Genomic DNA, 15,884 nt, shown 5'->3' on the forward strand with positions numbered 1-15,884 from the left:
CGCCCCGGGCGACACCGTCGATCTGTCCAATACCGACGGCAATCTGGTGATCGCGAAGAACGCCACCGAAGGTGCCCAGGAGACGGTGACCTTCGATCTGGCCGACAACGTGACCATCGGTGACAGTCTGACCGTAGAGGGCGATACCCAACTGGGCGACCACTTCACGATCAATCAGGACGGCACCACGAACTACGACGTCACGATCGATGACTCGACCGGCGACAAGAGCCTGGTCAACAAGGAGTACGTCGATAACCAGGGTGATGCCAGCGCAGGTGGTGGCTTTGGCTTGGCCGATGCCGGTGACACGGAGGTTAAGCAAGACCTGGGCGAGACCATCAAGGTCTATGATCCGAACGGTGACATCACCACCACGGCTGACGACGCCAACGGCGAACTGCTGTTGGGCCTGTCCAGCGACCTGAGCGTCGGTGGCCCGGGGGCTGACGGTGCGCCTGGCGAAGACGGTTACATCGGCGTCGATGGCGCCGACGGCGTGGCCGGCGTAGGCATCAACGGTGCCGATGGCTCCATCGGCCTGACCGGGCCGGCGGGTGCCGACGGCGTTAGCCCCGAGCTGACCATGCGTCCGACCATCGAGCCGGGCGATGTGGTGGCGGATGACTCCGACGTGACGCGTCTGAGCTATGAAGACGGCAACGGCGACAGCCACTCCGTGGCGACCCTGGAAGACGACGGTCTGCGCTTCTCGGGCAACGACAACAGTGGTACCACCGACGGCTACGTGACACGTCATCTGAACGAAGAGATGCCGATCATCGGCGGTGAACAAACGGTGGGCGGCTACTCCTCGGATAACATCCGGACCGTGGCGACCCAGGACGGCGGCATCGAAATTCAGCTGGCCGATGCACCGCAGTTCGGCAACGTGACCCTCAACGAGGGTGACAGTGGCAAGATCACCGGCGTGACGGCGGGCACCGACGACACCGACGCAGTGAACGTCGCGCAGCTCAATGACGTCAGCGACGTGGCCAACACCGGCTGGGACCTGAGTGCCCAGGGTGATGCCACCACCGCGACCAACGTGGCGCCGGGGGATAGCGTCGACCTGAACAACAGCGATGGCAACCTCGTGATCAGCAAGACGGCCGGCAGCGACGATGTGACCTTCGACCTGGCCGACAACGTGACCATCGGCGACAGCCTGACCGTAGAGGGTGACACCACAGTCAACGGCGACACCTATCTGGGCGACAACTTCGAGGTGGTCAACAACGAGGCGCACTACGACGGCCCGATCACCGGTGATACCAGCGTCGTCAACAAGCAGTATGTCGATGGGCTAGAGACCCATTACTACAGTGTCAACGATGGCGGCATCCAGCGGGACAACTACGCCAACGATGGTGCCGAGGGCGTGGATTCCCTGGCGGCCGGGGTGGCGACCTTTACCGGGGGGAGCGCCGAGCGTGCCCTGGCACTGGGCTTCAGTACCAGCGCCACCGGCGTGGACAGCGTGGCCATCGGCCAGTATGCCAGCGCCGAGTCGGGCGGGTCCGTGGCCATCGGACGCGATGCCACCGCCAACGGGGGCCAGGCGGTCTCCATCGGCTACGGCAACACCGCCACGGGCGATGGCGCGGTGGCGATCGGTGACCCGAGCACCGCCATCGGCGATGGTGCCCTGGCCCTGGGCAAGGACAACTATGCCGAAGGCACCGGGGCAGTGGCCGTGGGCAACAACAACACCTCCGAAGGCGACGGTGCCCTGTCGATCGGTGACACCAACACCGCGACAGGCAATGGTGCCATCACCATGGGGGTCAACAACCAGGCCACTGGCGACGGTGCCGTGGCTCTGGGCAACGACAACATGGTGAGCGGCGACGGGGCCTTCGCGGTGGGCAACAACGCTACCAGCGGGGCGCTCGATACCCTGGCGTTGGGGACCCAGGCCTCGGCCACCTCGCAGCACGCCATGGCGCTGGGCAATAACTCGGACGCTTCCGGTTACGGTGCCTTCGCGGCCGGCAATACCTCCGTCGCGTCGGGCGACGGCGCCATGGCGGTCGGCCAGGTCGCGACGGCATCGGGGCTGCGCGCTGCGGCGATCGGGCTTGAAGCCCTGGCCTCGGCGGAAGATGCCCTGTCGGTGGGGACAGAGGCCGAGGCCAGCGGGCTGCGCAGCACGGCCATCGGCAATTACAGCATCGCGTCCGGGCAGGGCTCCTCGGCGCTCGGCTCGAATGCCGATGCCCAGGCCTTCGGGAGCATGGCGATCGGTGCACGTTCCACGGCGATGCATGAGCAGAGCATCGCCCTGGGTGGCGCTTCCCAGACGGTCAGAGGACCGCAGGACGACTATGTGGCGTACGGCCTGGTGGCGCCGCAGACCTCCAAGGGTGAACTGGCCATCGGCCAGGTCGCGGTCTTCGACGAGAGCGGCACCCAACTGACGGAGCCGGGCGAGCGTCAGATCACCGGTGTCGCGGCGGGCAGCGAGGATACCGATGCGGTGAACGTCTCGCAGCTCAAGGCAATTGACGCAACGGCCAGTGCCGGCTGGAACCTCAGCACCGAAGACGCGGCGGCCATCAACGTGGCGCCGAGTGGCGAGGTCAACCTGCGTAACGAGGATAATAACCTGTCGATCAGCAGGGCGACCGCGAACGGGCGCGAGGAAGTGACCTTCGACCTGGCCGACAACGTGACCATCGGCGATAGCCTGACCGTCGAGGGCGATACCACCGTCAATGGCGACACCTATCTGGGCGACAACTTCGAGGTGGTCAACAACGAGGCGCACTACGACGGCCCGATCACCGGTGATACCAGCATCGTCAACAAGCAGTACGTCGACGATGCCGGCGACGACGTGGTGGCCCAGGGCCTGAACTTCTCGGGCAACGAAGGCGGCGATGTCCACCGCGACCTGGGGCAGACCCTGGCGATCACCGGTGACGCCACGGCGGCCGGCACCTACAGCGGTACCAACCTGAAGACGGTGACCGATCCGACGACCGGCGAGCTGGCGCTGCAGATGAGCGACTCGCCCGAGTTCGGCGCCGTGACCATCAACGAGGGCGACAGTGGCAGGATCACCGGCGTGACGGCGGGCATCGACGACACCGACGCGGTGAACGTAGCGCAGCTCGACGATGTCAGCGACGTGGCCAACCAGGGTTGGGACCTCAGTGCCCAGGACGATACGGCCAGCAACGTGGCGCCGGGAGGAGAGGTCAACCTGCGTAATGCGGACGGTAATCTGACGATCGGGCAGGCGCTCAACGATGGTCGCCAGGAAGTGACCTTCGACCTGGCCGACAACGTGACCATCGGCGACAGCCTGACCGTCGAGGGCGATACCACCGTCAATGGCGACACCTATCTGGGCGACAACTTCGAGGTGGTCAACAACGAGGCGCACTACGACGGCCCGATCACCGGTGATACCAGCATCGTCAACAAGCAGTACGTCGACGATGCCGGCGACGACGTGGTGGCCCAGGGCCTGAACTTCTCGGGCAACGAAGGCGGCGATGTCCACCGCGACCTGGGGCAGACCCTGGCGATCACCGGTGACGCCACGGCGGCCGGCACCTACAGCGGTACCAACCTGAAGACGGTGACCGATCCGGCGACCGGCGAGCTGGTGCTGCAGATGGCCGATGCGCCGAAGTTCGGCGACGTGACGATCAACGAGGACGACAGCGGCAAGATCTCCGGTGTGGCCGATGGTGATGTCAATGAGACCAGCACCGATGTGGTCAATGGCAGTCAGCTGTGGGAGGCCCAGCAGGCGCTCGAGGCGGGGCAGTCGCACTACTACAGCGTCAACGATGGCGGGACTCAGGGCGGCAACTACGATAACGACGGTGCTACCGGCAATAATGCCATCGCAGCCGGGGTGGATGCTGTAGCCACGGCGGAGGGCAGTATTGCCATGGGTGCCGGCGCCATGGCCAGTGAGGTGAATAGCGTGGCGATTGGCGCGGGCGCGACCACCGAGGCGGCGGTTGGCACGGCCAATATCACGATCGGTGGTCAGACCTATGTCTTTGCCGGTATCTCGCCGATTGGCACCTTCAGCGTCGGCTCTGCGGGCGCCGAACGTACCATCACCCATGTGGCTGCGGGACGTGTGACGGCAGACAGCACGGATGCCATCAATGGCAGCCAGTTGTATGCCACCAACCAGGCGGTAGGAGGTGTCGAGGATCGCGTGACCAACGTCGAGGGGGATATCACCAACCTCGACGGCCGCGTGACCACGGTCGAAGGCGATGTCACTCAACTGGATGATCGGGTCACCAATGTCGAGGGTGATATCACCAACATCGGCAATGATCTCGCAGAGTTGGATGACCGTGCCGTGAAGTACGACAGCTCAGGGGGAACGGTCGACTACAGCTCGATCACCCTGGCGGGTGATGGCGGTACCACCATCACCAACGTGGCGGACGGTAACGTCTCCGAGGACAGCAGTGACGCCGTCAACGGTAGCCAGCTGTGGGAAGTGCAGGAGCAACTCACTGACCTCAACGAGGGGGGCAGCAAGTACTTCAAGGCCAACTCCGAGGCGGCCGCGGCCCAGGCGGAAGGGGCGGAGAGCGTCGCCATGGGGCCGGAAAGCGTGGCTCAAGGTGACCACAGCGTAGCGGCCGGTGATGGCGCTGTGGCCGAAAGCGAAGGCAGCGTGGCCTTGGGGGCCGGTTCGCAGGCGACCCGCGAGGGCATGGATGGTGCACAGGAAGCCTTCTCGGGCGAGTCCGTGGCATCGACTCAGGGCGCGGTCTCTGTCGGTAGCGAAGGCGGTGAACGCCAGATCACGAATGTGGCCGGCGGCACCGAAGCCACGGATGCGGTCAACGTTCGCCAGTTGGAATCGGTCCAGGCCGGCGCGGTGAACTACGACCGCAACGAGGACGGCAGCCTGGACTATGGCTCGGTCACGCTGGGCCAGGAAGGCACGCCAACGCAGATTCACAACGTGGCAGCGGGTGAAGCGCCGACGGATGCCGCCAACGTGGGGCAGCTGCAGGCGTTGAACCAGCAGTTCCAGCAGCAGATCGGCGGGCTCGGGAGTCGCATCGAGGAAGTCCATGATCAAGCCAACGCCGGCACGGCGAGTGCTATTGCGGCGGCTTCCGTGCCCCAGGCGTATCTGCCAGGCAAGAGCATGATTTCTGCCGGTGCGGGTACCTATAACGGTGAATCGGCGGTCTCGGTGGGGGCCTCGCGCCTCTCCGACAACGGTCGCTGGGCGGTCAAGCTCAACTTCACCGGGGACTCGCAGGGCAACTTCGGTGCCGGTGTCGGTGCTGGTTTCCACTGGTAAGCAAAGGGATATCGAACATGCATAACAGTATTCGACGCAACATGGTTCGAGCCCTCGGCATTGCCGGCTTGACGGTGCTCGGCCTGCAGGGGTGCGCAACGGAGAACGCACGGGAAGGCAATGCCTTCCCGGACCCCGGCGATGCCTGGGTCGAGGGTGGCACCTACGTCAATCTCGAGAACTTGCGCAAGATGCGGGTGGGCATCTCCAAGGACCAGGTCCGCGGCCTGCTGGGAAGCCCACACTTTTCTGAGGGGTTGATCGGTGTTCACGAGTGGAACTATATCTTCCACCTGCCCCAGGGGGGTGGCTCTTATCGCGTTTGCCAGTACCAGGTGGGATTCGATGACGACATGCTGGCCGAGGGGCTGCATTGGCGGGATGGAGAGTGCGCAGCATTGCTCGAGCCTCCATCGCTTGAGGCATCGTCTGAGCCGCAACGCATGACGCTGGCGGCAGATACGCTGTTCGACTTCGACAGCAGTGGGTTGACCCATGAGGGGCAGCAGGAGGTCGCCGCGTTAGCCGAGCGGATACGCGAGACCTTCGCCTCTCCGGACATCGTGGTGATCGGATACACCGATCGAATCGGTAGCGAGGCCTATAACCTGACGCTTTCCGAGCAGCGGGCCGCTGCAGTACGCCGAGCGTTGATCAACCAGAGTGTCTCTCCCGGTGCGGTGCGTAGCATGGGGCTCGGGGAAGGGCATCCCGTCGTCGACTGTCCGGCTTCCCGCGTCACGCCACAGGTCAAGGCCTGCTTGAGACCGAATCGTCGAGTCGAGGTGGAGGTGACGGAACGGTCGACGCTTTGATCGCCCGTGGCGCGGCCCCGCGAGTGCCGGGGCTGCGTTATGGCGTGTCAACATCGCCCCTTGGGGAAAGGCAGTGACGCAAGAGACCGGGCGTCGAGAGAGTGCGCGTGCCGGCCACATGATCGTCGGCCCCGATGCATCAGGAGACCGTTAGCGTCTGGGTGTGCGGATAGCGAATGGCCTGATGGGCGGGCATGGGTCTTCCGAAGTAATATCCTTGCAGGCCGTGAATGTCAAAGTTCCGGATCAGCGCCAATGAGGCTGCCGATTCGATACCTTCGAGCACGATCTTCTTGCCTAACCCATTGAGCAAGACCAGTACGCCTTCCAGGAATCTCCGATCGGCCTTCTCGACAGTGGCAGACATGACGAGCGCGGGGTTGATCTTGACGATATCGATAGGAAGTGTTCTTAGGTAGGAGAGTCCTGCATAGCCACTCGCGAAGTCATCCAGTGAGAACCGGATACCCGCGCGTCTGAGCCGGCCGAGCCGTTCGGCCACTCGACTCAAGTCGTGTATGACCGAACTCTCCAGAATCTCGATTTCAATGCCACGAGCGCGGTCTTCATCATCGAGAATCCAGTTCAGCATGCATTCGTAAAATGCGCGGTGTTCGAGCAGGTGTCCGGGCAAGTTGAGGCTGATCGTCAACGAAGCAGGATTGCCCAGTTCCCGCATGAACCGTGTTGCGGTATCCAGCGACCACATGAAATGTTCGCATGACGCCAGCTGCGCGCGCTGCATCGTGGGTAGACGTGCGGGGGGCAGGGCCTCGCCGGATAGAGTGACGGAGCGAAACAGGCCTTCATACCCGATGAGTTGAAATGCCCTTCCGAGGAGTCGCACTCTAGGCTGGTAAAAGAGATGGGGCGTCGAGGACATCCGATATCCTTCGCAGGCCTGTCGAGGGAATAAAAGAGCATACTCCTTCTTTATCTGTGATGGAGGATGACCTCAAGCCACCAGGCATGAACAACTGTGACGTACCGATGGGCAGCGCAGGAGAGCCGGATCAGGCGGCAACGGCATGCGCGAGTCCAGGACCAGCATATTATCTTGCGAGGATCGGGTTTTACTGAGGCCGACGAGCACCGAGGTGCAGGCGGTCGTCGGGACGCAGAATGCTCATTCGGGGAAGCGATTCGTATCGCGGGCTCCGGGAAAGTGTGCCTGAGGGCTGCACAAGTGCCCCCGACTCTCGCCGGAGTGGCACACCCGGGTTGAATTATGGATATAAATGCCCCCATGATAGCGGGATTCTCACATTAGGAGCTTCACCCCGATGTTCATTGCTATCCTCGAGGACGATCCTGTGTGTCTCCAACAGCTGTCCAGCTTGCTGCTTGTGGCGTCTGAGCAGAGTCAAAAGCACCGGGTCGCTGGGGGAAGCGAACGAGGGTGGCAAATCGACAGCTACCGAAATGCCAGGGACTTCATGCGTGGTGCCAAGCGCAACACCTATGATCTTGTGCTGCTCGACTGGATGCTGCCGGATATTACAGGTATCGAGGTCCTGAACTGGGTGCGTGAGTATTTCCAGTTCCCCCCTCCCGTGATAATGGTGACCAGCCGGGATGCGGAAAAAGATGTCGTCGAGGCCTTGATGGCGGGCGCGGAAGACTTCGTCAGCAAGCCATACCGTGGAGGGGAGCTTGTTGCGCGAGTGCTGACGACGCTAAGGCGCTTTCATGTGAGCGACAAGCATCGCCATGAGCCATTTCATCAGGGTAATCTCACTATATACCCGAAGGATGAGTCCATATCTGTCGAGGGGGAGTTCGTCAAGCTGACCAATCAGGAGTATCGCCTGGCTTTACTCTTGTTGCGTAACTTGAACCATCCCTTGAGTCGTTCTTATCTTTATGAAATGGTGTGGGGGCAGGAAGACAGTCCGATGACCAGGACGTTGGATGTGCATATTTATCGGCTCAGAAGAAAGCTTGGTTTCAATAAGGAAAATGGATGGAATCTTTCATCTGTGTATCGTTACGGATATCGTCTTCAACGCACTGAAGAAGAAGTGTCGTCCTGATGCAGGGCGAGTGCCTTGATGAGTGATCAGGTTCTCGCATGCAAGAGTTCGAAAATGACAAAGATCGGTTGTGCCGGGGCTTCTCGGGGCATTTCGTATTGTGTCGAGCTCTCTTCCCGATAAACGGCGGTCGCTCGCTCTGAGCAGCTGAACCGTTGGCTCCTTGTTTGCTAGCCGTAAGGTTTTGGAGGAAGGAGAACCTTCTTTACACGTGACATCCGTGTTGTCGATGCCGGGCAGGGTCGGGGCTCGGTATTCTGCCATTGGTCGATTTGGTGGGTCTGTACTTCTTTATAAGGTTTATTGATGTTTTATGGGGAGAGTGCTTTCTTCGTTTCAGTGTTGCAAGCCTTTTTCTTGTGTTGCCAGCGTCAAGAGTGGAAGTGAGGTGTTGAGCAGGGTTTCTCTATGAGCGGTCGTTTTTTGAAGCTGAAGTCAAGGAATGTTTGTTAGGCCGGGGTGGTGATGTGAAATAAGGCCTGGTTGAACAGCCGCTTGGCTTTTCTGGATTACAGCTTGGTAGTGAGAGAAGTTTTAGGTTCCTTGAGGTTCGAGTTTCTGTTGATTTGTGATGCAAGACCTTCCTCCTGAAGATGAGGTGCTGGAGAGGTATTTCTGCGTGTCCTGGATAAAAAAAGCCTGGCGTGTGCCAGGCTAAAGCAGGGAGTCATGGTCCAAGGGGGGTAGGACTCATGACATATACAATGATAATTTATAAAGTGCAGTCGTGTTAATGTGGGAATTGTGAACCAGTGTTAAATGTGGCAATCCCCAGTGTTGGATGCATTGTTGTCGACGTGAGTTAGGGGAGGGACGTTTTCTTCTGTATTCGGCGTAGACGGTCATTGGTGCCCGTCAGGGTAACGTCTTGTGAGGCCAGGCCTTCATGAGTCGGCGTCCTTGCCGAATGCTTGCAGGTGGCCGTTCGAGGGGGCGTCAATCGGGCCGGACTCGGGCTATCTTCCCCCTCTCCCTTGCCTTGGCCTGCGCCGAGCGCTCGGTGTTGGTCGCTCTGACGCTGAGCGGGGTCGCTTCGGTGATCTGTGAAGGCTCAGCCGATGACATCCAACTTCTCGCGGGTCGTGCGGTAGACGCTGTCGAGGTGTGACAGCATGGCGCGTTCCGCGGCATCCGGGTCGCCGGCGCGCAGCGCCTCGACGATCCGGCCGTGCTCCCGAAAGCTCTGCTCGATCGAGCCTGTCTCCACCATCACCTGGCGGCGAATGTTCAACCCATAGGCGTACAGCTCTTCCGAGTAGCGCAGCAGGATGTCGTTGTGGGCATATTCCGAGATCAGCTTGTGGAAGTTCTGGTCCGAGAGCTGGAAATGCACCGGGGAGTCGAACAGTTGGCTTTGGGCTTCCAGTAGCCGATCAAGCTCTTTCAGGCCGTCGTCGTCGATGTAGCGGGCGGCACGCCGGGCGATCGCTGCCTCGATCACAAGACGGCTCTCGAAGACACTGTCCACGTCGTGGCGATTGACGTCGGCTTCCTGTCGATGGCCGGGATGATGCTGGAAACGTTCGATGACCGCCTCGTTGGCACAGATGCGCGACTTGCTGCCGTGAGAAACTTTGGCCAGGCCATGTGCCGTCAACTGGGCCAGCGCCCCTCTCACGGTTTCCCTGCTCACCCCGAACAGCTGAGCCAGTTCCCGCTCGCTGGGCAGCTCGTCCCCATCTCTCAGCAGTCCTGTCAGCACCATGTCGGTTAGCTTGTCGGCCAGGATTTCCTTCTTGGTCCGGCTTTTCAGTGCCTGTTCGTCGGCAAAGGCCCGTAGCGTCATGGGTCCATCCTCATCAGCAGCCATACAACTGGTATGGAGTATATACCAATTTATACGATCCTGGCGCCATGATCCGGATTGTGCGTTGGTCGCATACCCTGCCTGCGACTTTGGTCATAGCCGGCATGATGCACGCTTGACCGGTCAGCGGGGGCTGTCTAACTTCTAGAGCGTTATCTGGTCTGCTGGACGTACCAGCAAACCAGGTGGTTCGAATAATGCCAACGACAAACCGCAAGCTCACAGGAGTCGTCATGTACAAGAAGCTACTCGGTCTTTCCGCACTCGGCCTCGCGCTCGCCTCGTCTCAGGTGCAGGCCGACGAGATCGTCTTCGCTATCGGGGGGACGCCGCAGAGTCTCCAGGGGCAGACCGCCCAGGAGTTCACGCGTCGCCTCCAGGAACGACTCGGCGACGAGCATCAGGTAGAACTCTATGACAGCGCCCAGCTCGGCAACGAGCAGCAGCTGGTGCAGAAGCTGCGTCTGGGCACCGTCGACCTGGCCGCCATCTCTTCGATCATGTCTTCGATCGACGCCAAGTTCGCCCTCTTTGACATGCCGTTCCTGGTCAAGGATCGCAACCATCTCAAGCGTATCGATCAGAACATCATCATGCAGGACCTGGCCGACAGCGCCGAATCCAAGGGGCTGCATATCGTTTCTACCTGGGAAAACGGCTTCCGGCACATCACCAACAACGAGCATCCGATCGAGACGCCCGAGGATCTGGATGGGTTGAAGCTGCGCACGCCCCAGAGCGAGTGGCGGACCATGATGTTCGACACCTGGGGCGCAAACCCCACGCCGATGGCCTTCTCGGAGGTATTCGTGGCGCTGCAGACCGGCGTGGTCGATGGACAGGAGAACCCGCTCAGCAATATCAACGGCGCCAAGTTCCAGGAAGTGCAGGACTACCTGTCGCTTTCCAACCACGTCTACTCGCCGATCTGGCTGACCGCCGGCCAGGGTAACTGGGAGAAGCTGCCCGAGGATGTACGCGCCGCCATCACCGAAGTCGCGGCCGAGACACAGGATTGGGCCCTGGCCAAGGGCGCGGAACTCGACGGCAACCTGATCGGCACCATGCGCGAGGCCGGCATGGAGATCAATCGGGTCGATCGCGATGCCTTCGTCGAGGCCAGCGCCCCTGTCTACCAGGCCTATGCCGACCGAGTCGATGGCGGTCAGGCACTGATCGACCGGGCCATGGCGCTGGCCGAGGAGTAAGTCGCCATGCCGATGACATCGGGCGCCCAGCGGGCGCCCTTCCCATCCCACACTGAGGAGAGTCCACCCATGCTCTTGCTGGATCGTTGCCGACTCGGTCTGGAGCGTCTGCTGGAAGCGTTCACCGTGGCCCTGTTGCTGGCCCTGACCGCCATCGTGCTGGGTGCCGTGGTCTTTCGTACGGTGGGTAGCTCGATCCCCTGGTACGACGAGGTCGCATCGGTGGGACTGGCCTGGCTGAGCTTCTACGGTGCCAACCTGGCGGCCCTCAAGCGAGCCCACATGGGCTTCCCCGGGCTGGTTTCCAAGGCGCCGCCTCCGGTGCGTACCACTCTGTTTCTGGTCTCTGAAGTCATCGTGATCGGCTTCTTCCTGGTCGTAGGCTTCTACGGCTATCGGGTTCTCGATGTGCTGGCCTGGGACACCCTGGTAGCGCTGCCCGCCGTCCACCTCAATGTCACCCAATCGGTGATTCCCATCAGCGCCGCGCTGTTCATCCTCTGCGAACTGCTTAGCCTGCCCATGGCCTGGCGCAAGATGCGCAGCGGCGTGAACAGCGAGGAAGAAGAGATCGAGGCCGCCATCCGTCAGGCCGAGGACGACCTCAAGGAGCACCGCGCATGATTCTGCTGATCATCATTGCCGCCCTGTTCGCCTTGGTGCTGATCAACGTCCCCATTGCCGTGGCCATCGGCGTGGTCGGTGTCGTAGGCGTCTACTTCAACATGGGGGCCGACGCACTGGTCAACCTGCCGCTGACGCTGTTCAACGGCGCCACCAAGTTTCCGCTGATCGCGATCCCGCTGTTCATCTTCGCCGGGGCGCTGATGAACACCTCCGGCATCTCCTTGCGCCTGATCAACCTGGTGACCGCCATGGTCGGTTTCGTGCGCGGTGGACTGGCGATGGTCAACGTCGGCGTGTCGCTGTTCTTTGCCGAGATCTCTGGCTCGGCGGTGGCCGACGTGGCCGCCACCGGCTCGGTGCTGATCCCAGAGATGAAGCGCCGCAAGTACCATCCCGACTTCACCGCCGCCATCACCTCCTCTTCGGCGTCGCTGGCGATCATCATCCCGCCGTCGCTGTCGATGATCCTCTACGGCGCCATCGCCGACACCTCCATCGTCAAGCTGTTCGTGGCGGGTATCGTGCCGGGGCTGCTCGGTGCCCTGGGGCTGGCCGGTGCCTGCTACTACTACGCAGTGAAGTACGACCTGCCCCGCGAAGCGGCCTTCTCGCTGGCCACCCTGGGCAAGGCGTTCCGCGAGGCCTTCTGGGCCCTGCTGCTGCCGGTGATCATCCTCGGCGGCATCTTCGGCGGCTTCGTCACCGCCACCGAGGGCGCCGGCATCGCCGTGCTCGCCGCCCTGCTGATCGGCGGACTGGTCTATCGCGAGCTGAACCTCAAGATCCTCTATCGTGCGGTGATCGAAGGCGTGGTCCAGACCGCCGTGGTGATGCTGCTGGTGGCGACCTCGGCGGTACTGGGGCTGTTCCTCACCGAGATGCAGCTGCCTCAGCAGCTGGCCCAGCAGATCACGGCCATCACTCAGGATCCGGTGCTGGTACTGGCGCTGCTCAACGTGTTGCTGCTGCTGCTCGGCATGTTCCTGCACGGCGCCGCCGCCATCATCCTGGTGGTGCCCATCGTCATGCCGCTGGTCCAGCAGATCGGCATCGACCCGATCCACTTCGGCCTGATCCTGACCCTCAACCTGGCCATCGGCCAGCAGACGCCGCCGGTCGCCTCGGTGCTCGCGACGTCCTGCTCCATTGCCAAGACCGATATCTGGAACACCACCCGCGTCAACCTGCCGATGATCCTGGTGCTTTTCATCGTGCTGATGCTGGTCACCTACGTGCCGGCCATTCCCATGACGCTCGTTAATCTCTTCTACTGAACCGGAGTCCGTTCATGACAAGCACACGTCCCGTCATCGCCGTCACCCTGGGCGACCCGGCCGGCATCGGCCCGGAGCTGATCGCCAGGCTGTTCGCCGAGTCCTCCCTGTTCGCCGACGTGCATAGCGTGCTGGTGGGTGATCGCTGGCTGTGGCAGGAGGGGCAACGCGTCGCCGGCCTCTCTCATCCGTTACCCGAGGTCTCGGGCTTCGCCGCCGCCCGCGATCATGCCGGGCCGGTCTTCCTGCCGGTCGACAGCGTCGCCGAGGGCGAGGTCGGCTATGCCGAGGAGACCGCCGCCGGCGGCGCCTCGGTGCTGGCGATCCTCGATCGTTGCCTGGCGGCCGCCCAGGCCGGCGAGGTGGATGCCATCTGCTTTGCGCCGCTCAACAAGCTGTCGATGAAGAAGGGCGGCCTGCAGCACGAGGATGAGCTGCACTTCTTCGCCGAGCGGCTGGGTGTGGAGGGGTACTTCTGCGAGTTCAACACCCTGGGCAGCCTGTGGACCTCGCGGATCTCTTCGCATATTCCGCTCAAGGACGCCGCCCGGTACGTCACCAAGGAGCGCATCGTCGCCGCCAGCCGGCTGATCCATGACTCCCTGACGCTGGCCGGCTTCGATGCCCCGCGGATCGCCGTGGCGGCGTTCAACCCCCATGGCGGCGAGGGCGGCACCTGCGGTCGCGAGGAGATCGACGTCATTGCGCCTGCCGTCGAAGCGTGCCGGGCCCAGGGCTACCCCATCGAGGGACCTTTTCCTGCCGACACCATCTTCCTCAAGGCCCGTGACGGCGAGTACGACGCCATCGTCACCATGTATCACGACCAGGGGCAGATCGCGATCAAGCTGCTGGGCTTCAAGCAGGGCGTCACCGTCCAGGGCGGCCTGCCGATTCCCATCGCCACGCCGGCCCATGGCACCGCCTTCGACATCGCCGGGTTGGGCAAGGCCGACGTGGGGCCGACTCGCAACGCCTTCGAGATCGCCTGCCGAATGGGCGCCAATCTGCGCCGCCAGCGTCTCGCCGACGCCGCCACCCACGCCTGAACCTCCCCGTACAAGGAACACCGCACATGAAGATCAGCAACGTCCGCACCCGCGTCTTCGAATGGAAGGGGCACACCGTCCCCCCCACCGCCCACTTCTGCTCCAATGCCATGGACGAGCTGTGGGACAAGGGCGATTCCATGGGCACCTTCCGCTTCCACGGCTGGACCACCGTCGAGATCGAGACCGATACCGGCCTGGTGGGGCTCGGCAACGTGGCCCTGGCGCCGCGCATCGCCAAGGCGATCATCGACCAGTACCTGGCGCCGCTGGTGATCGGCCAGGATCCGTTCGACTATGAGTACCTGTGGCAGCGCATGTACCGTTCCACCCATGCCTGGGGGCGCAAGGGCATTGGCATGGCGGCGATCTCCGGCGTCGACATCGCCATCTGGGACATCATGGGCAAGGCCGTCGGCCAGCCGGTGTTCAAGCTGCTCGGCGGGCGCACCAAGGAGAAGATTCCCTGCTATGCCTCCAAGCTCTATCGCACCGACCTGAAGTCGATGCAGGAGGAGGCCCAGTCCTACCTCGACCAGGGCTTCACGGCGATGAAGATGCGCTTCGGCTATGGCCCCAAGGATGGCCCCACCGGCATGCGCGCCAATCTGGACAGCGTCGCCGCGGTGCGTGAGGTGATCGGCGAGGACGTCGACCTGATGCTCGAGTGCTACATGGGCTGGAACCTGGAGTACACCAAGCGCATGCTGCCGAAGCTGGAGCGTTTCCAGCCGCGCTGGCTGGAGGAGCCGGTGCTGGCCGACGACATCGACGGCTATGCCGAGCTCAACCGGCTGACCAGCATCCCCATTTCCGGCGGCGAGCACGAGTTCACCCACTACGGCTTCCGCCAACTGCTCGAGAAGCGTGCCGTCTCGGTGGTGCAGTACGACACCAACCGGGTCGGCGGCATCACCGCGGCGCGCAAGATCAACGCCATCGCCGAGTCGTTCAGCGTGCCGGTGATCCCCCACGCCGGCCAGATGCACAACTATCACCTGACCATGGCGACCCTGGCCTCGCCGATGGCCGAATTCTTCCCGGTCCACGACGTCGAGATCGGCAACGAGCTGTTCTACTACCTGTTCGAGGGCGACCCTGAGCCGGTCGACGGCTTCCTCGACCTGGACGACGAGACCCCGGGCCTCGGCCTCACGCTCAACGAGCGTTACTTCGACCAGTTCCATATCACCGAGTGAGGCCGGCCATGCGACTGATCCAGTATCTCGAGGAAGGGCAGCCGCGAGCGGCCCTGGTGGAGAGCGACGACGCGGTGAGGCCGATTCGCCTCGCCGGCGGCACTTACGCCCTGGCGCGGCTGGCCATCGCCAGCCGGCAGTCCTTGTCGGCGGTGATCGACGTGCGGCTCGACGATGACCTGATCGACTATCAACAGCTGATCGACGAGCGCCGTCTGCTGCCGCCGCTGACCCACGACGACCCGGCTCACTGCCTGGTGACCGGCACCGGCCTGACCCACCTGGGCAGCGCCGACACCCGCGCCTCCATGCATGCCCAGGCCGACGAGTCCGAGCTGACCGACTCCATGCGCATGTTCAAGCTCGGCGTGGAGGGCGGCAAGCCCACCGCCGGCGCGGCCGGCGCCCAGCCGGAGTGGTTCTACAAGGGCGACGGCGACTGCGTGGTGGCCCCCGAGGCGCCGATGCCGGTGCCGGCCTTCGCCGAGGACGCCGGCGAGGAGCCGGAGCTCGCCGGGCTCTACGTGATCGGCGACGACGGCCGGCCCTGGCGCGTCGGCTACGCCA

At 62.8% G+C, this 15,884-nt stretch carries 10 protein-coding genes and 1 pseudogene; 9 read left to right on the plus strand and 2 right to left on the minus strand.

Translation table 11 applies throughout. The features are described from left to right. Positions 1-5,305 (plus strand): YadA-like family protein (locus FHR96_RS21725; RefSeq protein ID WP_183389805.1); only part of this gene is annotated, 5,305 nt, incomplete at its 5' end. A gap of 17 nt (positions 5,306-5,322) precedes the next feature. Continuing rightward, a complete protein-coding gene (locus FHR96_RS21730; protein ID WP_183389806.1) occupies positions 5,323-6,120 on the plus strand; it encodes an OmpA family protein in 798 nt (265 codons plus the stop codon). Between the two features lie 139 nt (positions 6,121-6,259). On the opposite strand, the gene FHR96_RS21735 is transcribed toward FHR96_RS21730, so the two are convergent. Then, entirely contained in the window at positions 6,260-7,003 is a 744-nt protein-coding gene (locus tag FHR96_RS21735) for an EAL domain-containing protein (protein WP_183389807.1), read from the minus strand. Between the two features lie 400 nt (positions 7,004-7,403). Here FHR96_RS21735 and FHR96_RS21740 point away from each other — a divergent pair, with 400 nt between their 5' ends. Further along, positions 7,404-8,153 (plus strand): response regulator transcription factor, encoded by a 750-nt coding sequence (locus FHR96_RS21740; protein WP_183389808.1) that lies wholly within the window; start codon positions 7,404-7,406, stop codon positions 8,151-8,153. A 1,051-nt stretch (positions 8,154-9,204) separates the two neighbouring features. On the opposite strand, the gene FHR96_RS21745 is transcribed toward FHR96_RS21740, so the two are convergent. Further along, complete coding sequence (locus FHR96_RS21745; protein WP_183389809.1) at positions 9,205-9,939, minus strand: FadR/GntR family transcriptional regulator; 735 nt, start codon at positions 9,937-9,939, stop codon at positions 9,205-9,207. A gap of 254 nt (positions 9,940-10,193) precedes the next feature. Between FHR96_RS21745 and FHR96_RS21750 the strand changes: the two genes are divergently transcribed. From FHR96_RS21750 to FHR96_RS21775, 6 genes and pseudogenes are all read left to right on the plus strand, one after another. After that, complete coding sequence (locus tag FHR96_RS21750) at positions 10,194-11,168, plus strand: TRAP transporter substrate-binding protein (RefSeq protein ID WP_183389810.1); 975 nt, start codon at positions 10,194-10,196, stop codon at positions 11,166-11,168. A 69-nt stretch (positions 11,169-11,237) separates the two neighbouring features. Beyond that, positions 11,238-11,792, plus strand: a complete 555-nt coding sequence (locus tag FHR96_RS21755) for a TRAP transporter small permease (RefSeq protein WP_183389811.1) — start codon at positions 11,238-11,240, stop codon at positions 11,790-11,792. After that, a complete protein-coding gene (locus tag FHR96_RS21760) occupies positions 11,789-13,069 on the plus strand; it encodes a TRAP transporter large permease (RefSeq protein WP_183389812.1) in 1,281 nt (426 codons plus the stop codon). The genes FHR96_RS21755 and FHR96_RS21760 overlap by 4 nt, the downstream gene beginning before the upstream one ends. A 14-nt stretch (positions 13,070-13,083) precedes the next feature. After that, positions 13,084-14,118 (plus strand): 4-hydroxythreonine-4-phosphate dehydrogenase PdxA, encoded by a 1,035-nt coding sequence (locus tag FHR96_RS21765; protein WP_183389813.1) that lies wholly within the window; start codon positions 13,084-13,086, stop codon positions 14,116-14,118. Positions 14,119-14,144: 26 nt separating this feature from the next. Next, positions 14,145-15,317 carry an L-rhamnonate dehydratase gene (locus FHR96_RS21770; RefSeq protein ID WP_183389814.1) on the plus strand — a complete coding sequence of 391 codons (1,173 nt, stop codon included), beginning with the start codon at positions 14,145-14,147 and terminating at the stop codon, positions 15,315-15,317. Between the two features lie 8 nt (positions 15,318-15,325). Then, positions 15,326-15,884, plus strand: a pseudogene (locus FHR96_RS21775) (AraD1 family protein); the annotation flags it as partial.

The sequence above is a fragment of the Halomonas organivorans genome, assembly GCF_014192055.1.
Classification (GTDB): domain Bacteria; phylum Pseudomonadota; class Gammaproteobacteria; order Pseudomonadales; family Halomonadaceae; genus Halomonas; species Halomonas organivorans.